Below are 22,452 nucleotides of genomic sequence, written 5' to 3'. Positions count from 1 at the left end.
CCTTGCGGTCCTGCTTGCGGGGCGGGCCTTGCGCGATATAGCCTGTCGTCATGTCCGACGATCTGTTCGAAAACACGCCGACATCCTCCGGCGATTATGACGCTTCCTCGATCGAGGTTCTCGAGGGCCTCGAACCCGTGCGCCGCCGCCCCGGCATGTATATCGGCGGGACCGACGACCGCGCGCTGCATCATCTTGTCGCCGAAGTGCTCGACAACTCGATGGACGAGGCGGTTGCAGGGCATGCGAGCCGGATCGAAGTGCGTCTCGATGAAAACAACCGCGTCACCATCACCGACAACGGACGCGGTATGCCGGTGGCGGAGCATCCGAAGTATCCGGGCAAATCCACGCTCGAAGTGATCCTCACCACGTTGCATTCGGGCGGCAAATTCTCCGGCAAGGCCTACGCGACCAGCGGCGGCCTGCACGGGGTCGGCGTCAGCGTGGTCAACGCGCTGTCCGATTACACTCGCGTCGAGGTGGCGCGCGACAAGACGCTCTACGCGCAGGAATTCTCCAAGGGCGCGCCCAAAGGCGGGATCGAGGAACTGGGGCCGACGCCCAACCGGCGCGGCACCACCGTCACCTTCATTCCTGACACCGAGATTTTCGGCGACCGCAAGTTCAGCGCCAAGCGCCTGTTCAAGCTCGCCCGTTCGAAGGCCTATCTCTTCGCCGGTGTCGAAATTCGCTGGAAATGCGCCGAAAGCCTCACCTCGGACGATGTGCCCGCCGAAGCCGTGTTCAAATTCCCCGGCGGCCTCGCCGACCATCTGGCCGAGCAGATCGGCGGCCGCGAATGCGTCACCGCCCAGCCCTTCGCCGGCAGCCAGGAATTCCCTGAAACCGACGGCATGGAACAGGGCCGCGTCGAGTGGGCCATCGCCTGGCCACTCTATTCCGATGGGTCGACCAGCTGGTACTGCAACACCGTGCCGACGCCTGATGGTGGGACCCACGAACAGGGCCTGCGCGCCGCGCTTACCAAAGGGCTGCGCGCGTTCGGCGAACTGACCGGCACGAAAAAAGCGAAAGACCTCACCGCCGACGACATCATGGTCGGTGCGGAAGTCATGCTTTCGGTCTTCATCCGCGATCCGCAGTTCCAGAGCCAGACCAAAGACCGCCTGACCTCGCCCGAAGCCGCCCGTCTCGTCGAAAACGCGGTGCGTGACCACTTCGATCATTTCCTCGCCGACAGCATGGACCGCGGCAAGGCGCTGCTCGGCCAGGTTATGGAGCGCATGGACGAGCGCCTGCGCCGCAAGCAGGAACGCGAAATCAAGCGCAAGACCGCGACCAACGCCAAGAAGCTGCGGCTGCCGGGCAAGCTCACCGATTGTTCGGGCGAAGGCGACGGCGAGACAGAGCTTTTTATCGTCGAAGGCGATTCGGCAGGCGGCAGCGCCAAGCAGGCGCGTAACCGCAAGACGCAGGCGATCCTGCCGATCCGCGGCAAGATCCTCAACGTTGCCTCGGCCACCGCCGACAAGATCCGCGCCAACAGCGAAATCGCCGACCTCAGTCTCGCCATGGGCTGTGGGACGCGCAAGGACTGCGACGCGGAAAACCTGCGTTACGACCGCATCATCATCATGACCGACGCCGATGTCGACGGCGCGCATATCGCCACGTTGTTGATGACGTTTTTTTTCCAGGAGATGCCGGACATCGTGCGCAATGGGCACCTCTATCTCGCCCAGCCTCCGCTCTACCGCCTGACCGCAGGCAAGGAGAGCCGCTACGCCCGCGACGACGAGCATCGCAAGGAGCTGGAGGAGACCGTTTTCAAGGGCAAGAAGGTCGAAGTCGGCCGCTTCAAGGGTTTGGGCGAAATGAACCCTGCGCAGCTTCGCGAGACCACCATGGATCCCGACACCCGCAGCCTCATCCGCATTACCCTGCCCGCCGAATTCGAACAGCGCGCCGTGGTGAAGGAACTGGTCGACCAGCTCATGGGCCGCAACCCCGAACACCGCTTCAACTTCATCCAAAACAACGCGGGCGAGTTCGATCGTGACATGATCGATGCGTGAGGGACCCTACAAGGATCCGCGCGAAGACGACATCGTCTACGACGACCGACGGATCTCGCGCCCCGATGCCTCGGTGCCGGACTGGGCCAGCGTGGATGCAACCTACCGCCCCGTTCCCATCGTATGGTTCGCCGGTGCGTTGCTCTTGCAGATTATCGCACAGCCGGTCCTTTTCGGGATCGTGCGTGGCGTGCTCGGACTTCCGCCGCTGGTCATGGTCGCTGTGGCGCTGCTGGCGAGCGGTGTCATCTGGCATTTCGCGATGGAGCGCGGGATGGCGACGGCATCCTTCGCCTGGCGCCTTGCCACGGCCCTCATGCTGGCTTTCTTCTTCGGCATAACCGCGCTAACGGCCCTCTCATAAGTCCCTGACAGAAGAGCCATTATGCCCGAGGCCGTTCGCCAACGTTACGAGAATATCGGCCGTCGCCGGGTGCTCTACCTGCTCGGGGTGGGCTTTGGCCTGCTGGCCGTTGCGATCATCGCCGCCATCGTCACCTTGGGTTCGATCTCGGAGGATACCGACGAGGTGGAGCTTGTCCTGGAACGCCAGGCCGCGATCGACAGTCTGGCAACCTATAGCGAGCAGATTTCCGCCGGACGCCGCGGCTTCCTGCTGCAACCCGATCCAGCCTTCGCCCGAACGGTGCGCGAAGCCAGCACCGATTTCGAGACCGAGCAGGCGCGGCTTGTCGATCTGCTGGTGACCCGCGAACAGCGCGAGCGGCTTGACCAGATCAAGACCCTCAACGCACAGCGCACCGTGCTCATCGACGCGATGTTTAGCGATCCTGATGAGGCCTTTGACGAGGCCCGCGACCTCGACTTCAACGAGGATACCGGTGTGCTTATCACGCAGGGAATACGGCAGATCGCGGAAGAAATGTCGGTTTTCGAAGCGGAAGAACTCGTCCGCCGCAATCGTGCACAGCTGGACAGCCTCAAGCTCTTCTATGTCGTCGGGGGTATCGCGCTTCTGCTGCTACTAGGCGTCCTCATCAGTGCGGTCCTTGTAGTGCTCCGCTACAACCGCGAGCTGTCCGCTGCGCAAATCGGATTGCGCGATGCCAATCTGGGTCTCGAGAAGGCAGTACAAAACCGCACGGCGGAACTGATGCGCGCGAATGAAGAAATCCAGCGCTTCGCCTATATCGTCAGCCACGATTTGCGCTCGCCGCTGGTGAACGTGCTCGGCTTCACCGCCGAACTGGACGAAGCGCGCAAGATCATTCACGCGCATCTGGAGGACCTCTACGAGGCCAATCCCAAGTTGCGTGACGAGGCAACCTGGCTGGCGGTCGACGAGGACCTCCCCGAGGCCCTGGGTTTCATCCGTTCCTCGACCGAGAAGATGGACCGGCTGATCAATTCCATCCTCGAATTGTCGCGACAGGGTCGGCGCAAGCTGCAGCCTGAAAGGCTCGATATGGAGGAGTTGGCACAGAACATCGCCGATTCCATCCACCAGACGGCCGAGGATGCGGGCGCCACCGTCGAGGTGAAATCTATACCCGAACTGGAAAGCGATCGAATCGCGGTCGAGCAGATCCTCCAGAACCTGATCGAGAACGCGATCAAGTATTCGAGCCCCGACCGCGCGGGCGAAATAATTATCGAGGGCAGCCAGGCCGTCGGCACGGTGCGCATCGATGTGATCGACAATGGCCGCGGCATCGCCCCTGAAGACCAGGAACGGATTTTCGAGCTTTTTCGCCGCGCCGGCACCCAAGACCGGGAGGGTGAAGGCCTCGGCCTCGCCAATGTCCGCGCCCTCGCCTATCGTCTGGGCGGCACTATCGAGGTCGAATCCGAACTTGACCGCGGCTCCAGATTTAGGCTTTCACTTCCCGCAAATTTTGTTGCCCAGGAGGCACTTGCATGAATTCCCAGCAAACCGTCAGCATCGTCATGATCGAAGATGACCTAGGCCACGCACGCCTGATCGAAAAGAACATTCGCCGCGCCGGTATTTCGAACGACATCAACCACTTCACCGATGGCACGACGGCGCTGGAGTATCTCTTCGACGATCCCAGCGGCCCGGCGCACGGGGGACCGGCACTGGTTCTGCTCGACCTCAACCTGCCCGATATGAGCGGCACGTCGATCCTGGAGAAGATCAAGCAGGACGACGAGCTGCATCGCACCCCCGTCGTCGTGCTGACCACGACCGACGACACGGTCGAGATCCAGCGCTGCTACGATCTGGGCTGCAACGTCTACATCACCAAGCCGGTGAACTATGAAAGTTTCGCCGACGCAATCCGCCAGCTTGGCCTGTTCCTCTCCGTGATCCAGGTCCCTTCGGCAGACGATCAATAGAACCGAAAAAGATCCTCTATGTGGACGATGACGCCGGCCTGCGGCGGCTGATCCAGCGCGCCCTGGGCAAACGCGGCTTCGACGTCGAGACCGCCGAGAGCGCGGAAGAAGGTCTCGCCTGCATTGCGCGAACGAAATACGACCTCGTGGCGATCGACAACCACATGCCGGTCAAGAGCGGCCGGCAGATGCTCGACGACATCGTGAAAATGGGAGGCCATCCCGCCGTCGTGTTCGTGACCGGCGACAGCGACACTGCCGTGGCGGTGGAGGCCATCCACGCGGGCGCGACCGATTTCGTGGTAAAGACGGTCGGCGACAGCTTCTTCGACCTACTCGACAGCCGCTTCCGCCAAGCCTTTGCCCGCGACCGGCTCGAACGCGAAAAGCGCGAGGCCGAGGCGAGTTTGCGTGAAGCCAATGAACGGCTGGAAATGCTGGTGCGCGAAGTCCACCACCGCGTCTCCAATTCGCTCCAGATGGTGCAGAGCTTCGTCGCCATGCAGGCGAACCAGACCGATTCGGAAGACGCCAAGGACGCGCTGGAGGCGACCCAGAACCGCATCAAGGCGATCGGCAAGGTTCACCAGAACCTCTACACTCGCGGCGATTTGACTACGATCGATCTCGACGAATACCTCGGCACGCTGGTGGAGGAATTCCGCTCAAACATGTCCGAAACTGACGACTGTGTGGAGCTGACCTACACCTCCGATCACGTCGAAGTTTCGCCGGACGATGCGGTAAACGTCGGCGTCGTGGTGAACGAACTGGTCAGCAATGCGGCCAAATACGCTTTCGCCGAAGGCGAAAAGGGGCGCGTCGATGTTGTCCTTGTCGCTCTGGACGATGGTTACAGCGTCACGGTCAGCGACAATGGCGGCGGTATCGCGGAAGGCGCAGGCCCCAGCGGAACAGGCCTCGGCATGCGGATCATCAAGGCGATCACGCGGTCCCTAGGGACCAATCTCGAGCAGCTTGAGTGCGAGACCGGGACCAGCCACCGCTTCGTGGTCAGGACCGACCCGTCCTAATCCGCAAGCCGCGTCTCGACCGAGATGCGGCCTTCCAGCGTCTTGTGAACAGGGCATTTGTCCGCGATTTCCAGCAGGCGCTTTCGCTGGTCTTCATCAAGCTTTGAACCGGTAATCGCGATTACCCGCGTCAGCAGCTGGTGAGGCATACCGTCCTCTTCCGCCAAGCAATCCTTGCAATCCTTCGCATGATCGCGCGAGTGGGTGAGGTGGATCTGGACACCTTCGAGCGGCCACTGCTTGCGGTCGGCGTACATCTTCATCGTCATGGAAGTGCAGGCCCCAAGCGCGCCCAGCAACAGGTCGTAGGGCGTGGGTCCGGTATCGTCTCCACCATACGACTTGGGCTCGTCGGCAATGAAGCGATGCGAAGTCGTGTGAATCTCCGTTCCGAACTTGCCATGGCCCATGCAGGTGACCACGCCCTTGTCCGGCATCGGCCAGTCTTCGCGCATGGGAAGATAGCGGTGCGCCCAGCCAGCGATGACGCTGGCGACGAATTGCGCGTCCTCCTCCCGCAGCAGCAGGTGGTCTGCGCCTTCCAGGCTGACGAAGCTCTTAGGGTGCTTGGCTCCCTGGAACAGCGCGCTGGCGTGCTCGATGCCGACCACATCGTCGATGGGCGAATGGAGGAACATGAGCGGTTTGCGCAGCCGTGCGACTTCGGCAAGGAGGTCGGTGTTCTCGACCTTTTCGACGAATTCGCGGCCCAGCGTGAACTCGCGCCCACCGATCCGAACCTCGCCCTGCCCCGTCTCGCGGATGGCTTCGAGGTCGCCCTCGATATTGGCGAGGACATGGGGAATGTCCGAAGGCGCGCCGATGGTGGCGATGGCGGCGATCTTGTCGAAGCCGATATCGTCCGCTGCTGCCAGTACGGCCGCGCCGCCAAGGCTGTGCCCGATGAGGAGGATGGGCTGGGCGAAGCGGTCGAGCAAATCCGCCGCTGCAGCAACGAGATCCGACACATCGACGGCAAACCCTGCGCGCCCGAAATCCCCGCCGCTGCCGCCCAGCCCTGTAAAATCGAAGCGCAGCGTGGCGATGCCTTCGCCCGCCAGGGCACGGGATATGGCCACCGCCGCCTTGCTGTTCTTCGTGCAGGTGAAACAATGCGCAAACAGCGCCGCGCCGCGCATGAGGCCGGTGGGAAGCTCCAGCGAGCCGGTAAGCTCGTGCCCCGCGTCGGTGGGAATGGTGATGTTCTCGGTCGGCATGCAGTTTTCCCATTCACGGACAAGTTTTTTCGCGGCTTGGTGTAAGAAATACGCATGAGCACGGACTAAGGATACATGAACGGAGCGAAACAACACGATCTGTACCGCGAGGCAGGAGAGAATTTCGCTCCCGCCATCGCCCGTCTGGCTCGCGCAGTCGAGTTCGATGCGGACAAGGCGCGCGACCTCGAACAAGACATCCATTGCGAGCTGTTTCGTAGCTTTGCTCGCTTCGACGGACGATGCAGCTTGAAGACCTGGGTTTACCGCGTGTCACACAATGTCGCGGCAGAGCACCGCTTGCGCGAAAGCCGCCGAGCGAAACCGGTTCCACTTGAAGAAATCCACGATCTCCCAGAGCCAGGCGATGCCGAACTCGAGGCCGGCGAAAGCCTCGCCGTCGCCCGTGCACATGCGATGATCCGCCGCCTTCCCACGCTCGATGCCCAAGTGATGATGCTGTGGCTGGAAGGGGAAACCGGCAAGGAAATCTCCGATGTGACCGGTCTCGGACCCGCCAATGTCGCAACCCGTATCCATCGGCTCAAGACCCTTCTTGCCAACCAATTCAACGAGGACACCGAAACATGAAGGATTTCGACTTCAAATTCTGGACCGACCGTAACCACTCCGCTGATTTCAGTGAGCCCGGAGCCTGTGACACCCGCACAACTGCGTTCGAAAAGACCATTCGACGTCGTAATGTGATCGAATACATCGCAGCCGGGCTTGTGGTGGCCCTTTTCGGACCGGCAACTGCTGCGGCAGGAAGCGTAGGCCTGTGGGACTATGCCGCGGGTGGGATTACCGTCATAGTCGGAGTACTGTTCGTTATCTGGAAGCTGGCCCGTGCCGGATCGAACCTGCAGCGCCGTCCGGAAGACTCCTGCCGCGCACACTATCGCGCTCAACTCGTGCGGCAGCGTGATCTGCTCCGCGGCGTTCCGGCGTGGTATCTCGCGCCCTTGGTGCCAGGAATCCTGATGATCTACGGAGCGACATTCCTGCGTGTGTCGCGCGAAGTCGGTTTTGCGAGCGGCTTGGAAGGCGTATGGTTTCCGTTTGTAGCAACCGCCGCGTTCTTCGCGTTCGTTGCCTGGTTAAATCTCCATGTTGCCCGCAAGATCGATGCGGAAATCGGTGCTCTCGACCGCGCCTAGAACTCGACCGGGGGAGCACCCTTGCGTGGTCCCCGACAAGCCCCTAACGCTGCTCGGAAAGTTGCAAGGGAAAACCGATGTCAGAGCCGACCAGTTTCGAAGGCACCCAATCCTATATCGCCACCGAAGACCTGAAGGTGGCGGTGAACGCTGCGGTCACGCTGCGCCGTCCGCTGCTGGTCAAGGGCGAGCCGGGCACGGGCAAGACGGTGCTGGCGCATGAAATTTCCAAGGCGCTGGACGCCCCGCTGATCGAGTGGAACGTCAAATCGACCACCAAGGCCCAGCAGGGCCTTTACGAATACGACGCGGTAGCCCGCCTTCGCGACGGCCAGCTGGGCGACGAGCGCGTTCACGACATCTCGAACTACATCAAGAAGGGCAAGCTGTGGGAGGCCTTCACCTCGCCGGAGCTGCCCGTGCTGCTGATCGACGAGATCGACAAGGCCGATATCGAGTTTCCGAACGACCTCTTGCAGGAACTCGATCGCATGAGCTTCGACGTCTACGAAACGCATGAGCGGATCGAGGCGAAGGAACGCCCGATCGTGGTGATCACCTCGAACAACGAGAAGGAATTGCCCGACGCCTTCCTGCGCCGCTGCTTCTTCCACTACATCAAGTTTCCCGACCGTGACACGATGCGCGAGATCATCGAGGTCCACTTCCCCGACATCCAGAAGAACCTCGTCAGCAAGGCGATGGAAATCTTCTACGAGCTGCGCGAAGTGCCGGGCCTGAAGAAGAAGCCCAGCACCAGCGAACTGCTCGATTGGCTGAAGCTGTTGCTTAACGAAGACATGCCACTCGACGTGCTGCAGGACAGCAACCCGAACTCGGCCATTCCGCCACTCCATGGTGCGCTGCTCAAGAACGAGCAGGACGTGATGATGTTCGAGCGCCTAGCCTTCATGGCACGCCGCCAGACCTGATCAGTTCACTACACGCAAAAAGGGGCCGGAAAGCGCTGCGCTTCCCGGCCCCTTTTTCCTGAGCAACTCTCGGGCGTCAGCAGAAGCTGTAGGCGAGTTCGAAATCGCCCCAGCGGCGTCCGTTGATGATGACCGGCACATAGACATTGCGGACCACGCGGTAGCTCTTGCCGTCGTTTTCCTGGCGATAGACCGCCATCATATAGGGCGCGCTGCTCTTCTTGGCGCGCTGGTCGATCGGGTCGAGGATCTTGCGACCGTTGCGGCAATTCCGCACGTCGACCTCATAATTTCCGGTCGGGGCCTGCGAATGGCGCGTCAGGTGCGTCGGAAGATAGCCCGCCATATCGGTGCAGGCAGCGGCCATCACGTGACCGTCGCCTTCGGCGGCATCGTCGAGGACGTGGCGCCAATGGTCATGCGCCCAGTCCATCAGGCCGGTGCGATAGCGGATCGGATTGCTGCCCTCGATCTGGACGTAGTTCTGGTCGAACAACTGGTCGAGCGAGAGCTTGCCTTCGGCGATTGCCTTTTCGGCAAGCTGTTCGACTTCGCGGGCGCGCTTCTGAGCGGCTTCCACCATGGCGCTGTCCTGCGGCGAGAGGCCGGCCTGCACTATACGGTCGAACATCTCGCTGGCGGTAAGCTCGAGTTCCTCGATCCGCTCATGCGCGGTTTCGAGGCGCTGCTCGTTCTCGTTGGCGGCGCGGTCGAAGCTGTCGATCACCGCCGAGACGCGGTCGACGTGCTCGGTCATCATGCCGGTGGCGCGGGTGATCTGGTCGTTCTGTTGATCGACTTCTTCCACCAGTTGGCTGACGCCGGCGATGGTCGCATCGATGCTGGCGACCGAGGTCTTGGCCTCGTTCGATGCCTTGGCGCCTGCTTCGATCCGTTCGATCACGGTGGCGGCTTCGCTGCCCAGCGTTTCGATCACGTCGCTGATCTCGTCGGTCGCCTTGCGGGTTTCCCCGGCGAGGGTCTTCACCTCGTTCGCGACAACCGCAAAGGTCCGACCGGCGTCGCCCGCACGCATCGCCTCGATGGTAGCGTTGAGAGCGAGGATGTTCGTGGTCTCGGCAATCTGCTCGATGTCCTGTGAGCAGCGCTTAACCTGGTCCATCGCAGCGGCGAAACCGGTGACGTGCGTCGCCAGCGTTTCGACGAGGTCGAGAAGGTTGGTGATCTGCGAAAGCGAGGACTGGATCTGGCTCGTCCCCATGTTGAGGCGTTCGATCGCACGAGCCGAGAGTATGCGCGCCTCGTCGCTGGCCTCGGCAACCTTGCGCTGGTCGGCTTCGAGTTCCTTGACGGTGCCTTGAAGTTCGACATGTTCGGCACGCAAAACGCCCGAGCTGTCGAGCACCGCCTGGACGATGCCGGCGACATCGGAACACCCTACGGTGACCTTGCCGCAAGCCTCGGGAATACGATCGAGCGCCGATGCGCCCTTCGCATCGATTGCACTGGCTTCCATTACTGCCGACCCCCTTATTGGTCTCGTTCACCCTGCCTCCTAGGGGACAATGGTTAGCGGTCGGTTAAGTTTGTCGGAATTTTACATGGTTTGATAAGGGGTGGCGCGCCCGCCCCTGCCGCGATAGGGAATCGGCATGTTTTTCAATTTCGTCGACGAGCTCCGTGCCGCAGGGATCCAGGCCAGTTTCAAGGAGCATCTCACGCTCCTCGAAGCGCTCGAAAAAGAAGTGATCGGGCAGTCGCCGGAAGCCTTCTATTACCTCAGCCGCGCCACCTTCGTGAAGGACGAAGGCCTGCTCGACCGGTTCGACCAGGTGTTCTCCAAGGTCTTCAAGGGCATCATGACCGATTACGGCCAGAACCCGGTCGATGTGCCGGAAGACTGGCTGAAGGCGGTGGCTGAAAAATTCCTCTCCGAAGAGGAGATGGAGAAGATCAAGAGCCTGGGCGACTGGGACGAGATCATGGAGACGCTGAAGAAGCGGCTTGAGGAACAGGAAAAGCGCCACCAGGGCGGCAACAAGTGGATCGGCACGGGCGGCACCTCGCCCTTCGGCAATTCGGGTTACAATCCGGAAGGCGTGCGGATCGGCGGGGAAAGCCGGCACAAGCGTGCGATCAAGGTGTGGGACAAGCGCGAGTTCAAGAACCTCGACAACACCAAGGAACTGGGCACGCGCAACATCAAGATGGCACTGCGCCGCCTGCGCCGCTTCGCGCGTGAGGGCGCGGCGGACGAGCTCGATCTCGACGCCACGATCCGCGGCACGGCCAAGCAGGGCTGGCTCGATATCCGCATGCGACCCGAGCGGCACAACGCGGTCAAGCTGCTGCTCTTCCTCGACGTCGGCGGGTCGATGGATCCTTTCATCAAGGTCACCGAAGAGCTGTTCAGCGCGGCAACCAGCGAGTTCAAGAACCTCGAATTCTTCTACTTCCACAACTGCCTTTACGAGGGCGTATGGAAGGACAACCGCCGCCGCTGGCAGGAGCGGACCAAGACTTGGGACGTGCTCCACAAATACGGGCACGACTACAAGATCATCTTTGTCGGCGATGCGGCGATGAGCCCCTACGAGATCACCCATCCGGGCGGCAGCGTCGAGCATATGAACGAGGAAGCGGGCGCCACCTGGATGCAGCGCGTCGTGAACACCTATCCGGCGACCGTGTGGCTGAACCCCGTGCCCGAGAAACAGTGGGGCTATTCGCAATCGACCAAGGTGATGAAGCACCTTGTCAACGACCGGATGTATCCGCTCACGCTCGACGGGCTGGACGACGCGATGCGCGAATTGAGCCGCAAGCAGGGGTAAGCCGTTGAGGCATACGCGCTTCGAGGCCGTCCGCCAGCGCCTCGAGACATTCGATCCGGGCAGCGGCTGGAAGCTGGGGCTCTACGAATTCCTGCTCTTCGGGTTCAAGCAGGCCTGGGCATGCCTGTTCGGCGCGCTGTTGCTGGCGCTGCTGCTCCTCACCCACTTCTTCTACCCCGACAATGCTGCGCTCCACCGCTACGATTTCCTCACGCTGGCGGCGCTGGTAATACAGGCCGGCATGCTGCTGTTCCGTCTGGAGACGTGGGACGAGGCGAAGGTCATCCTGATCTTTCACGTGGTCGGCACGGTGATGGAGCTGTTCAAGACCGCCGCAGGGTCGTGGATCTATCCCGAGGACAGCTTCCTGCATGTCGGGGCGGTCCCTCTGTTCTCCGGCTTCATGTACGCCAGCGTCGGCAGCTACATCGCTCGCGTCTGGCGCATCTTCGACTTCCGCTATTCCGCCTATCCACCCCGCTGGGCGACTTATGCGCTGGCCGCGGCGATCTATGTCAATTTTTCGCCCACCACTGGCTGCCGGACATCCGCATCCTCCTCTTCGCGATCACTTCTGGCTGTTCCGCAATACCAGGGTCCACTTCCGCAACTGGCGCGTGCACCGCTGGATGCCGCTGCTGCTAGGCTTCCTTCTCGTCGCGCTGTTTATCTGGTTCGCCGAGAACATCGCCACTTTCGCCAACGCGTGGAATTACCCGGGGCAGGAGGACTGCTGGGAATTGGTCAGCCTGGCAAAGCTCGGCAGCTGGTACCTGCTGATGCTGATCAGTTTCGTTTTGGTCAGCCTGGTGCAGACGGTGAAACCGCCAACCGATTGAGAGGTATCGTCAATTCCTGTATAAGTGGTGCAAAGGAGAGATAGTATGAAACTGCTAGCCCTTGGCGCCCTTTCCCTCGTAGCCAGCGCAGCGCTCGCCCAGTCGACCGACGTCGAACGGGGGGAGCCGGGAGCCGAAACCGAAGCCGCCGAACGCTCCGAGGAAACGGCAGCGCGCAATTGCGACGAGCGGATAACGCAGGTTCGTGCAGCCAGCGGCCAACCCCAGCTCGACCAAAGCCCGGCCTCGTCCGATGACGCTTACTTCATTGCCGCGGTCGACCAGAGCATCGACGGGTGCGCCGTAATGGTCATGCGGCAGGACACGTCGGACGTCCGCCCCCTTCCCGAGGTCGAGGCCGAGGTAAAACTGCGCAAGCTGAATTGAGGATCAGCCATAGAGCAGGTGCGGCGCGATGGTTTCGCGCCAGCTTTCCTCGTCGGCATGGGCGATCGCTTCGAGGTCGCCCGGTTCGGCTTCGCTGTCGTCCACCCATTCACGCAAGGCGGGGCCGCCGTTGATCACGTCGATGGCGAGACGGTCGAACTCGTACTCATAGGGAAAATCGCGCCAGATTTCGTAATCGGTATAGAGGTTGCGGATCGCCTTGAACGCGAGCGCCTGCAAACGCCACGGCTTGAATTCGTGGTGATCGTAGAATGGGCCTTCCGCGTGGATCATCAAGCCGTTGCAGAGCGTTCCTGCATGCTTGTGGAAGGTCGGCTCGAACCAGCATTCGCGCAAACGGCAGCCGCGCAGCCACATCGGCGCAATGCGCTTCATTTCCGCATGAACCTCGCTCGCGTCGATATCGGGCGCGCCGAAGAGGATCTCCAGCGGGCGGGTCGTTCCCCTGCCCTCGCTCAGATTGGTGCCCTCGAGCATGACCGTGCCGGCATAGGCGCGCGCCATGTTCAGGCTGGCGGCGTTGGGGCTGGGATTGATCCAGACGCGCTCCTGCGGCCAACCGTAGCCGGGCGCTTTTCCGGGCTTCCAGCCTTCCATCGGTATGACGCGGTAATCGACATCGAGCCCGAAGTGCTCAACGAACCAGTGGCCCATCTCCCCCATGGTCATGCCGTGCCGCATCACCATCGGCGCGGCGCCGACGAAGCTTTCCTGTCCGGACAGCAACAGCGTGCCCTCAACCGGACCGCCTGCCGGGTTGGGCCTGTCGAGCACCCAGACCGATTTTCCCGCCGTCGCCGCTTCCTCCAGCACGTAAAGCAAGGTTGTGACGAAGGTGTAAATACGGCAGCCGAGGTCCTGCAAGTCGAACAGGAACACATCGGCCGTCGACATGGCCTGTCCCGTCGGACGGCGCACTTCGCCATAGAGGCTGAATACGGGGATGTCGTAACGCGGGTCGGTCTCGTCCGTGGTCTCGACCATATTGTCCTGCTTATCGCCCTTCAGGCCATGCTGCGGACCGAAGGCCGAGGTAACGTTGATCCCGCGTTCGATCAGCGCGTCGAGCGAATGCTCGAGTTGCGCGGTGACGGAAGCCGGATGTGCAATCAGCGAGACCCGCTTGCCTTCCAGAGGCGCGCGCAGTTCGCTTTCGGTGAGGAGACGATCAATGCCGAATTTCATGCGCTTGTCGGTGCCGCAAGCCGCGCAGTGAAGCAAGCGGGATCGTGGAAATCGGGTTGATCGCCGGGGTGGCAGAGCGCCCAGAAGCTCTTGATGCCGCCCTCTTCTTCCAGCACGCACGTCAGACCGGCGGCGCAGTCTCCTTGCGGAAGTGCCGCCGCGGGGATCGCTGCGTCGAATATCGCAAAGCTGCTTCCCTGCCGCATGGTACATTCCGGCTCGCGCGGGACGGGGCGGTTCTCCATCCCGTCGCGCTGAGCGCTGAAATCATAAGCGGCCCAGCGTTCCGAAGGCGAGAGATTGAACTCACAATAGGCCTCGCCGCCGTCGGGCTTGAGGAAAAGCTCGAAACAGGTCGCGCGCCACAGCTCGTCCGCCCTGCCCTTGCCCGCGAAACCCGGGACGACCAGCTTGCCCGTGCCCTCGATCCGCCAGCGCAGGCGCAGCCAGTTCTCGTCCCGCGAAACGATCCGCGCCGCGACAGACGTCACCTCCAGCGGAGGATAGGCGCGGTGGGCTTCCAGTTCATGCGTTTCCAAAGCCAAATCCCCATGCTAGCGGGCGCTCCGTCATGAGCACCTACCAATCCGAACTCCTGCGTCTGCTCGAAGAGCGCGGCTATATCCACCAGATTACCGATCCGGAAGGGCTGGACGGTCTTGCCGCGCGGCAGGTCGTGCCCGGTTACATCGGTTTCGATGCCACTGCCCAGTCGTTGCACATCGGTAGCCTGGTGCAGATCATGATGCTGCGCCGCCTCCAGCAGGCCGGACACAAGCCGATCGTGGTGATGGGCGGCGGCACGACCAAGGTGGGCGACCCGTCGGGCAAAGACGAGAGCCGTAAAATGCTAAACGATGCGGGGATCGAGGCGAATATCGCTGGGATCCGCACGGTGTTCGAGCGGTTGCTGACCTTCGGCGAAGGGCCGACCGATGCCGTGATGGTCAATAACGACGAATGGCTAAGTCAGCTCGGCTATATCGAGCTGCTGCGCGATGTCGGCCCGCATTTCACGGTCAACCGCATGCTGACCTTCGATTCTGTCAAGCTGCGCCTCGACCGCGAGCAGCCGCTGACCTTCCTCGAATTCAATTACATGATCCTGCAGGCGTACGATTTCCGCGAGCTGGCGCAGCGTTACGACTGCCGCCTCCAGATGGGCGGGAGCGACCAGTGGGGCAATATCGTCAACGGCATGGAACTGGCGCGCCGGATGGACGGGCGCGAGCTCTTCGGCCTGACCACGCCGCTGCTGACTACTGCCGACGGAGCCAAGATGGGCAAGACCGCGGCCGGCGCCGTGTGGCTTAACGAGGAGCAACTGCCCGCCTATGACTTCTGGCAGTACTGGCGCAATGTCGATGATCGCGATGTGGGCCGTTTCCTGCGCCTCTTCACCGACCTGCCGCTGGACGAAATCGCGCGCCTAGAAAGCCTCGAGGGTGCGGAGGTCAATCAGGCCAAGACCATCCTTGCCAATGAAGTGACCGCGCTTGTCCGCGGATCCGAAGCGGCCGATCTTGCCGCGCGCACGGCGGCGGAAACCTTCGCAGGCGGCGGCGCAGGCGAGGATCTGCCGACTCTGGCCGTCGGCGCGGAAGGCATGCGCATCGGCGCGGTACTGACGGGCCTCGGCTTCTGCGCTTCGGGCAAGGAAGCCAAGCGCAAGCTTTCCGAAGGGGCCGTGAAGCTCGGCGGCGAAGCGGTGACCGATCCGGGATATCTGGTCGAAGTGGCCGATGGCGCTCAGGCAAAGCTTTCGCTCGGCAAGAAGAAACACGCGATTATCTGCCGTTGACTGGAATTAGCGGGCGTTCCCTCGCGAAAACTTGCGAGCCGGTTTACCAATTATTCGCCTTTCGAGGGCAATAAGGTGCGGGTCACAAGAACATCAAAAGGGTTCACACCGCATGAGCGCCGGAGCACAACTCAGCGTAACCGACCAGCGCCGGATGGCGCGGCACCCGGTCGACCACCCGGTCATCGCCGAACATTACGGCAAGGGCGACATGCGCATGCATATCGCCAATCTTTCCGCCAACGGCTTCATGATCGACGATGCGGAAGGGATTGGCCGAGGCGAACGCGTGGTCGTGAGGCTGCCGGTGATCGGCCGTATCGAAGCCTATTGCATCTGGTGCCGCGACAACCGCGCCGGCTTCCAGTTCGAGCGTATCATTCGCGTCGATGACTTCCTCGCCATGATCGACACGCTCCAGCCCAATCCGCGCCTGCGCAAGCTGCGCTGAGGGCAAGCACCAACATTCGTTTCTAAACGAGCAAGCAGGCGTCTCTTCACAAGCGAAGGGGCGCCTGCCATGCGTTTGGCGTGACGTCCGAAACCGCGCCCTCCCCCGAGACCTCGCCTCTCAGGATTCCCAACTTTCGCGCCTACTGGCTGTCGCGCCTGTCGATGACGCTGGCGCAATACGCGATGATGCTGATCATCGGTTGGCAGACCTACAACATCGCGCGCGACAGTGGGATGAGCGTTGCCGAAAGTTCGGGCCAGCTGGCACTGATCGGCCTGCTGCAGTTTGTCCCGCTGTTCATCCTCACGCCTTTCAGCGGCTGGGCGGCGGACCATTTCGACCGACGCAATCTGGGCCGCCTGACGGTCCTGCTGCAACTGGTCTGCGCCGGCCTGCTCGCCTGGCTCACCTGGACCGACGCGGTGAGCCTGCCGTGGATTTTCGGAGTGGCGATCCTGCTCGGCATCGCGCGTGCGTTTGCCGGGCCGGCGCTGTCGGCCCTCGCCCCCAACCTCGTGCCGAAGACGATCCTGCCCAACGCGATCGCCCTGTCGAGCATTTCGTGGCAGGTCGGCATGATCGTGGGGCCAGCGGTAGGCGGCTACACTTATGCGATCTTCCCCTCGCTGCCCTACATCACCGCAGCCGCGCTCTTCGTCATCTCGATCACCGCCCTGTCCTTTATCGGCAAGGTCCCCCAGCCCCCGCGTCCGCAGAACCAGCGCCCCATCTACGCCATGGTCGAGGGGCTGCGCTACGTCGTGCGCAACAAGATGGTGCTCGGCACGATTACGCTTGATCTCTTCGCCGTCTTCCTTGCGGGGGCGACCGCGCTGTTCCCCGTCTATGCCCGCGATATTTTGGAGGTCGGCGAGACCGGCCTGGCCCAGCTTGCCATGGCCCCTGCGGTCGGCGCAGCGATCACGGCGCTCTGGTTCTCGTTCCGGCCGTTGAAAACAAATGTCGGCCCGAAGATGCTCTGGGCCGTCGCCATCTTCGGCGTCGCAACCATCGTCTTCGGCTTCTCGACCTTCATGCCATTGAGCCTCGCGATGCTGTTCATCGTCGGCGCAGCGGACATGTTCAGCGTCTATATCCGCCAGTCGCTGATCCAGCTCCACACACCCGACGAGAAGCGTGGACGCGTGTCATCGGTCAGCCTGTTGACCATCAGCGCCTCGAACGAATTTGGCGACTTCTTCTCCGGCAGCCTCGCCTACGCGATCGGCCCGGTCGCAGCGGTCGTGACCGGCGGCACAGGCGCGATCGTTACAGTCGCCATGTGGGCGAAAATCTTTCCTGTTCTTCGCACGACCCGGACCTTCGACCCGCCTGAGGAATTGCAAGAACAACCCCTTCGAAAATCCCCCCCGGAAGAAAAGCTCCAGGAGCAATTGCCATGAAAGCCCAGTCCGTCCTCGAAACCATCGGCGGCACGCCGCACATCCGCCTCTCGCGCCTGTTCCCCGACCACGAGGTCTGGGTAAAGAGCGAGCGCGCCAACCCCGGCGGATCGATCAAGGACCGCATCGGCCTCGCCATGGTCGAGGATGCCGAAAAGGCCGGCAAGCTGAAGCCCGGCGGCACGATCATCGAGCCGACCAGCGGCAACACCGGCATCGGCCTCGCCATGGCGGCCGCAGTCAAGGGTTACAAACTCGTGCTCGTCATGCCCGAAAGCATGAGCATGGAGCGCCGCCGTCTGATGCTGGCCTATGGCGCCACCTTCGATCTCACGCCCAAGGAGGGCGGCATGAAGGGCGCCATTTCGCGCGCGGCCGAACTGGTCGAGCAGACCGACGGCGCATGGATGCCGAGCCAGTTCGAAAATCCGAGCAACTTCGAAGTCCACAAGCGCACCACCGCAAAAGAAATCCTCGACGATTTCTCCGACAGTCCGATCGACGTGATGATCACCGGCGTCGGCACCGGCGGCCACCTCACCGGCTGCGCCGAGGTGCTGAAGGAAACCTGGCCCGAAATGCTCGCCTATGCTGTCGAGCCCACTCTCTCGCCCGTCATCAGCGGCGGCGATCCCGGCCCGCACCCGATCCAGGGCATCGGCGCAGGCTTCGTGCCCGAAAACCTCCACACGGACGCTATCGACGGCGCGATCCAGGTCGAACCGGAAGACGCCAAGGAATGGGCACGCCAGTGCGCCGCGAAGGAAGGCCTCCTAGTCGGCATTTCGAGCGGCGCGACGCTGGCGGCGATTGCGAAGAAGCTGCCAGAGCTTGAGGCTGGGAGCCGGGTGATGGGCTTCAATTACGACACGGGCGAGCGGTATTTGTCAGTGCCGGACTTCCTGCCGACCGAATAATCGCACCTACTTAAACCAAAGAAAAGGGCGCCCTCCTCGCGGAAGGCGCCCTTTCTTGTGTGGGTGGTTTTAATCAGGCCGCCGTTTGAAAGGCGTCTTCGCCCAGCGCCATCAGGCTGTCGCTGCCGGCCTCGAGCTTGCGGCGCAGCGCGCCGGCGTCGGGCAGGTACCGGTCCATGTAATAGCGCGCGGTGGCGAGCTTCTGTTCGTAGAACGCCTTCTCGTCGCCCGCATTGGCGAGCTTCGATGCGGCGACCTTGGCCATCTTCAGCCACATCAGGCCGAGCGTCACGATACCCATGATGTGCATGTAGTGATGCGCGCCCGCACCGAGATGGTTGGGGTTCTGCATTGCATTGTTCATGAACCACATGGTTGCGGCCTGCTGCTGGCCCAGCGCCTTTTCCAGCGCCTCGGCCATGTCCTTCAGTTCGTCGATTTCCTTGCCCGCGGCGATTTCATCGCCCACATGCTTGAAGAAGGCCTGCACTGCCGCGCCGCCCTTCTGGGCGAGCTTGCGGCCGCAAAGGTCCATCGCCTGCACGCCGTTGGTGCCTTCGTAAATCTGGGCGATACGCGCGTCACGGACGAACTGGCTCATGCCCCATTCCTCGATGTAGCCGTGGCCGCCGAAGACCTGCTGCATGTTTGTGGCGACTTCATAGCCCTTGTCCGTGCCGTAGCCCTTGATGACCGGGGTCATCAGGCCGAGCAGGAGATCGGCCTCGGCGCGCTCTTCCTCGGTTTGGGCCTTGTGCGTCAGGTCGACCAGCAGGCCGCCCCACAGTGCGAGGGCGCGCATAGCTTCGGTGAAGGCCTTCGCGTCCATAAGCATGCGGCGAACGTCGGGGTGGACGAAGATCGGGTCGGCCTGCGCTTCGGGCTCTGCCGGGCCGGTCAGGGCACGGCCCTGACGGCGGTCGAGCGCATATGCGACTGCGTTCTGGTAGGCGACCTCCGCTTGACTGAGGCCCTGCATGCCGACGCCGAGGCGAGCGGCGTTCATCATGATGAACATGGCGGCGAGACCCTTGTTCTCTTCGCCGACCATCCAGCCCTTGGCGCCGTCGTAGTTGAGCACGCAGGTCGAATTACCGTGGATACCCATCTTCTCTTCGATCGAGCCGCACATCACGCCGTTGCGCTCACCCGGAGTGCCGTCCTCGTTTACAAGGAACTTCGGCACCACGAAGAGCGAGATGCCCTTGGTGCTATCCGGCGCGCCCGGGGTCTTGGCGAGGACGAGATGAATGATGTTCTCGCTCATGTCGTGTTCGCCGGCCGAGATGAAGATCTTGGTGCCGGTGATCGCGTAGCTGCCATCGCCGAGCGGCTCGGCCTTGGTGCGGATCATGCCGAGGTCGGTGCCGCAATGGGGTTCCGTCAGGTTCATGGTGCCGGTCCATTCGCCCGAGACCATCTTGGGAAGGTACATCGCCTTCTGCTCGTCCGAGCCCTTGGCCAGCAGCGCCGAAATCGCGCCGTTGGTGAGGCCTGGGTACATGCCGAAAGCCTGATTGGCGCTGGAGATGAATTCTTCCATCACAAAGCCGAGGACGTGCGGCATGCCCTGCCCGCCGAACTCCTCGTCATGCGCCAGCGTGCCCCAGCCCGCCTCGCGGAACTGGTCGAACGCTTCCTTGAAGCCCGGAGGCGTGGTCACCGATCCATCATCGTTGCGCACGCAGCCATGCTCATCGCCTACGCGGTTGAGCGGGGCGAGGACCTCGGCGCAGAACTTGCCGCCCTCGTTGATGACGGCATCGGTCACATCGTCCGTTGCCATCTCGAAGCCGGGAAGATTGCCGTAGCTGGCAAGGTCCAGCACTTCGTTGATGATGAAGCGCGTGTCGCGGGTGGGTGCGGTGTAGGTGGGCATTGTCAGTCCTTGGAGAGAGTGTCGTTCGGTCGGCGTCTCGCCGGGGGAGGAAAATTTCAGTCCAGCTGTTCTTCGACAAGCGAAATGAATTCGGTCAGTTCCTTTATCGAGCTGTCGATATCGGCGCGCTGGGCCTTCAGCTTGGAAACGTGCTTCTTGCACTTTTCCAGCGTCACGCGGCGCTGCTCGGCGCGGCCATCGTCGAGATCGTAAAGGTCGATCATTTCGCGGATCTCGGTCAGCGAAAAGCCGACGTTTTTGGCGCGCATAATCCATGCGAGCCGCGCACGATCACGCTTGGAATAGATGCGCGTCAGCCCCACCCGCGAGGGTGCGATGAGCCCCTCGTCCTCGTAAAAGCGCAAGGCACGCGCCGTGCAGCCGAACTCGCTGGTGAGATCGGAGATGGAGAATTGTTCGCGTTCGAGCTTGTCGGGCCGTTCGAGGTGGGCGCCGGCGTGGCGACGATCGTTTTCGGCATGCGGAAGCGGCTGGGTCATGCCCATGCCAATAGCTCAACGTTTACGTAAGCGTCAAGACTTGACGGGTTGGAGAATACCGTCTTCGAGCCTGCGATAGAAACAGCTCACCGCGCCGGTATGGCAGGTCGGGCCGGCCGGCCGGCACCTCAGAACGAGCGCATCCTGGTCGCAATCGACAAGGATCTCCTCCACACGCAAAACATTTCCGGACGTCTCACCCTTCTTCCAGAGCTTGCCGCGCGAACGCGAATGAAAGTGCGCGATGCCCGTCTCCCGAGTGGCGTCGAGCGCCTCTTGGTCCATGAAGGCGACCATCAGGATGGTGCCCGATTCTGTGTCCTGAACGACGGCGCATACGAGCCCCTTCTCGTCGAATTTCGGCAGGAATTGGCTTCCGGTTTCGCGTTCGGACGGGTCGAAGGACACGATTGCTCCATGGTTTTGTATAAATACGACAGGTTGTTGCAGGATCACCACAAGGAGTGTCCAAAATCGACACTAGCCGCAGATCGCTGTTTGATGAACGGTCAAATTGAGAGATGAAGCTACTCGCAGGTTATGTGAGGCCTGCCCACCGGAACGACGGTGCCAGCAGAGCGCCAGGTTCAGGGGGTCCCGGATCCGCAGCCGCATGGGGGTTTATGTGCGGCGCATCCGGTAACGATGAGGGATAGGACCTGGTGCATGCTGGGGGGCTGCACCAAAACGGTCCGGTTTATTTCGTCACGTGGCGCCCGGGATCTTCGGATCCTGGGCGTTTCACTTAGCGGGCATGATCAAGCGCTTCGTCGAGCACCCGCGCAAAACAAGAAATCGTCACAGTCCGCGCACCCGCGCGCTTGAGTGCTCTTACGCAGGCCGTGCTGGTCGCCCCGCTGGTCAGCACATCATCGACCAACAAGACATTTCGACCCGCGATTCGCTCGGGGCGTGAGACCTCGATGGCCCCCGCCAGCGCCCGCGCCCGAGCTTTCGCACCCATCCCTCCCAAGCTGGGCGTGCGCTTTGTCCGGCGCATCGCATCGACCAGCAAGGTTCCACACCCCGCTTTCTCGAGCTCTCGTGCCAGCAACCCCGCCTGGTTGAAGCCGCGATGCCAAAGCCGCCAGCGGTGAAGCGGAACCGGCACGATCAGGCGCTCCCCCTCGGTCGGCGGGATTCGCGCTGTCATCAGCCGGGCGAGCAATTTGGCGAGCGCAATCCTGCGTCCATGCTTGAGCGCAAGGACGAGCTTGCGCGAGACCTCGGTATACAGCGTACCGGCGGCGATCCCGTCATGAATCGGAGCATTCTCGAGGCACGGTGCGCAGAATGATCCTTCCTTTGGCCCGACCTCGCCAAACGGACGCTGGCACGCAGCGCAGCTCGGGTCGCCGGGGATCGCAAGGCCCGACCAGCACTCGGCGCAAAGCCCGCCCTGCTCGCCGATGGCTTCTCCGCATGCGGGACACCGAGGTGGGTACACGAGGTCCACGAAGGGCGCGATTCCCTCGCGAACGGCCCGACCTATCGTGGTTACTCTCCCCATAGGAACCTGCTGCATGGCTTGCATGGATTTGGCAAGCGCGGCAGGGGAGCGCGCGAT

22 protein-coding genes and 1 pseudogene are annotated in these 22,452 nt (G+C 62.2%); 15 read left to right on the top strand and 8 right to left on the bottom strand.

Going from position 1 to position 22,452, the window contains the following annotated elements; all coding sequences use genetic code 11:
- The first annotated feature begins 50 nt into the window (after positions 1 to 50).
- Genes parE through ED21_RS01685 form a run of 5 tightly spaced genes read left to right on the top strand, consistent with a single transcriptional unit; the run spans position 51 to position 5,395 of the window.
- Positions 51 to 2,039: a DNA topoisomerase IV subunit B gene (gene parE, locus ED21_RS01705; RefSeq protein WP_006832085.1), complete on the top strand. Its 1,989-nt coding sequence runs from the start codon at positions 51 to 53 to the stop codon at positions 2,037 to 2,039.
- Positions 2,032 to 2,403, top strand: a complete 372-nt coding sequence (locus ED21_RS01700; protein ID WP_006832084.1) for a hypothetical protein — start codon at positions 2,032 to 2,034, stop codon at positions 2,401 to 2,403. The genes parE and ED21_RS01700 overlap by 8 nt, the downstream gene beginning before the upstream one ends.
- Before the next feature lie 21 nt (positions 2,404 to 2,424).
- On the top strand, positions 2,425 to 3,921 hold the full coding sequence (locus ED21_RS01695; RefSeq protein WP_006832083.1) for an ATP-binding protein: 1,497 nt from the start codon (positions 2,425 to 2,427) through the stop codon (positions 3,919 to 3,921).
- Positions 3,918 to 4,361, top strand: a complete 444-nt coding sequence (locus ED21_RS01690; RefSeq protein ID WP_006832082.1) for a response regulator — start codon at positions 3,918 to 3,920, stop codon at positions 4,359 to 4,361. Before ED21_RS01695 ends, ED21_RS01690 begins: the two co-directional genes overlap by 4 nt.
- A 20-nt stretch (positions 4,362 to 4,381) precedes the next feature.
- The gene (locus tag ED21_RS01685; protein WP_006832081.1) at positions 4,382 to 5,395 is read left to right on the top strand and encodes a histidine kinase dimerization/phosphoacceptor domain -containing protein; all 1,014 of its coding nucleotides are present in this window, start codon (positions 4,382 to 4,384) and stop codon (positions 5,393 to 5,395) included.
- On the opposite strand, the gene ED21_RS01680 is transcribed toward ED21_RS01685, so the two are convergent.
- Complete coding sequence (locus tag ED21_RS01680; RefSeq protein ID WP_006832080.1) at positions 5,392 to 6,612, bottom strand: bifunctional alpha/beta hydrolase/OsmC family protein; 1,221 nt, start codon at positions 6,610 to 6,612, stop codon at positions 5,392 to 5,394. The genes ED21_RS01685 and ED21_RS01680 overlap by 4 nt on opposite strands.
- A gap of 75 nt (positions 6,613 to 6,687) precedes the next feature.
- Between ED21_RS01680 and ED21_RS01675 the strand changes: the two genes are divergently transcribed.
- From ED21_RS01675 to ED21_RS01665, 3 genes are all read left to right on the top strand, one after another.
- A complete protein-coding gene (locus ED21_RS01675; RefSeq protein WP_006832079.1) occupies positions 6,688 to 7,203 on the top strand; it encodes an RNA polymerase sigma factor in 516 nt (171 codons plus the stop codon).
- Complete coding sequence (locus ED21_RS01670; RefSeq protein ID WP_006832078.1) at positions 7,200 to 7,772, top strand: hypothetical protein; 573 nt, start codon at positions 7,200 to 7,202, stop codon at positions 7,770 to 7,772. The genes ED21_RS01675 and ED21_RS01670 overlap by 4 nt, the downstream gene beginning before the upstream one ends.
- 77 nt (positions 7,773 to 7,849) lie before the next feature.
- Positions 7,850 to 8,704, top strand: coding sequence for a MoxR family ATPase (locus tag ED21_RS01665; RefSeq protein WP_006832077.1), 855 nt, complete (start codon positions 7,850 to 7,852; stop codon positions 8,702 to 8,704).
- A gap of 76 nt (positions 8,705 to 8,780) precedes the next feature.
- Here ED21_RS01665 and ED21_RS01660 read toward each other — a convergent pair whose 3' ends face one another.
- The gene (locus ED21_RS01660; protein ID WP_006832076.1) at positions 8,781 to 10,181 is read right to left on the bottom strand and encodes a methyl-accepting chemotaxis protein; all 1,401 of its coding nucleotides are present in this window, start codon (positions 10,179 to 10,181) and stop codon (positions 8,781 to 8,783) included.
- Between the two features lie 136 nt (positions 10,182 to 10,317).
- Here ED21_RS01660 and ED21_RS01655 point away from each other — a divergent pair, with 136 nt between their 5' ends.
- From ED21_RS01655 to ED21_RS14580, 3 genes and pseudogenes are all read left to right on the top strand, one after another.
- Entirely contained in the window at positions 10,318 to 11,499 is a 1,182-nt protein-coding gene (locus ED21_RS01655) for a VWA domain-containing protein (protein ID WP_006832075.1), read from the top strand.
- 4 nt (positions 11,500 to 11,503) lie between these two features.
- A pseudogene (locus ED21_RS01650) lies at positions 11,504 to 12,338 on the top strand (DUF817 domain-containing protein).
- Positions 12,339 to 12,383: 45 nt separating this feature from the next.
- Positions 12,384 to 12,725 (top strand): hypothetical protein, encoded by a 342-nt coding sequence (locus ED21_RS14580; RefSeq protein ID WP_006832072.1) that lies wholly within the window; start codon positions 12,384 to 12,386, stop codon positions 12,723 to 12,725.
- 3 nt (positions 12,726 to 12,728) lie between these two features.
- Here ED21_RS14580 and ED21_RS01640 read toward each other — a convergent pair whose 3' ends face one another.
- Positions 12,729 to 13,931, bottom strand: coding sequence for an exo-beta-N-acetylmuramidase NamZ domain-containing protein (locus tag ED21_RS01640; RefSeq protein WP_006832071.1), 1,203 nt, complete (start codon positions 13,929 to 13,931; stop codon positions 12,729 to 12,731).
- Positions 13,928 to 14,470, bottom strand: a complete 543-nt coding sequence (locus ED21_RS01635) for a DOMON-like domain-containing protein (RefSeq protein WP_006832070.1) — start codon at positions 14,468 to 14,470, stop codon at positions 13,928 to 13,930. Before ED21_RS01635 ends, ED21_RS01640 begins: the two co-directional genes overlap by 4 nt.
- Before the next feature lie 32 nt (positions 14,471 to 14,502).
- On the opposite strand from ED21_RS01635, the gene tyrS reads away from it, so the two are divergent.
- From tyrS to cysK, 4 genes are all read left to right on the top strand, one after another.
- Positions 14,503 to 15,732 carry a tyrosine--tRNA ligase gene (gene tyrS / locus ED21_RS01630; protein WP_006832069.1) on the top strand — a complete coding sequence of 410 codons (1,230 nt, stop codon included), beginning with the start codon at positions 14,503 to 14,505 and terminating at the stop codon, positions 15,730 to 15,732.
- Between the two features lie 112 nt (positions 15,733 to 15,844).
- Entirely contained in the window at positions 15,845 to 16,183 is a 339-nt protein-coding gene (locus ED21_RS01625) for a PilZ domain-containing protein (RefSeq protein WP_006832068.1), read from the top strand.
- Between the two features lie 80 nt (positions 16,184 to 16,263).
- Positions 16,264 to 17,589: an MFS transporter gene (locus ED21_RS01620; RefSeq protein WP_050784693.1), complete on the top strand. Its 1,326-nt coding sequence runs from the start codon at positions 16,264 to 16,266 to the stop codon at positions 17,587 to 17,589.
- Positions 17,586 to 18,506 (top strand): cysteine synthase A, encoded by a 921-nt coding sequence (gene cysK / locus ED21_RS01615; RefSeq protein ID WP_006832066.1) that lies wholly within the window; start codon positions 17,586 to 17,588, stop codon positions 18,504 to 18,506. Before ED21_RS01620 ends, cysK begins: the two co-directional genes overlap by 4 nt.
- 73 nt (positions 18,507 to 18,579) lie before the next feature.
- On the opposite strand, the gene ED21_RS01610 is transcribed toward cysK, so the two are convergent.
- The 4 genes from ED21_RS01610 to ED21_RS01595 all read right to left on the bottom strand — a co-directional run bounded on the left by ED21_RS01610 (position 18,580) and on the right by ED21_RS01595 (position 22,419).
- On the bottom strand, positions 18,580 to 20,385 hold the full coding sequence (locus ED21_RS01610; protein ID WP_006832065.1) for an acyl-CoA dehydrogenase C-terminal domain-containing protein: 1,806 nt from the start codon (positions 20,383 to 20,385) through the stop codon (positions 18,580 to 18,582).
- 56 nt (positions 20,386 to 20,441) lie between these two features.
- Entirely contained in the window at positions 20,442 to 20,891 is a 450-nt protein-coding gene (locus ED21_RS01605; RefSeq protein ID WP_006832064.1) for a MerR family DNA-binding transcriptional regulator, read from the bottom strand.
- Between the two features lie 27 nt (positions 20,892 to 20,918).
- Positions 20,919 to 21,293, bottom strand: coding sequence for a phosphoribosyl-AMP cyclohydrolase (gene hisI, locus ED21_RS01600; protein ID WP_006832063.1), 375 nt, complete (start codon positions 21,291 to 21,293; stop codon positions 20,919 to 20,921).
- Positions 21,294 to 21,630: 337 nt separating this feature from the next.
- A complete protein-coding gene (locus tag ED21_RS01595; RefSeq protein ID WP_006832062.1) occupies positions 21,631 to 22,419 on the bottom strand; it encodes a ComF family protein in 789 nt (262 codons plus the stop codon).
- Positions 22,420 to 22,452 lie beyond the last annotated feature (33 nt).

This window comes from Erythrobacter sp. SD-21 (genome assembly GCF_000181515.1).
Taxonomy (GTDB): Bacteria; Pseudomonadota; Alphaproteobacteria; order Sphingomonadales; family Sphingomonadaceae; genus Qipengyuania.
Note: the sequence above shows the minus strand (reverse complement) of the source record. Positions and strands in the feature narration are given on the sequence as shown.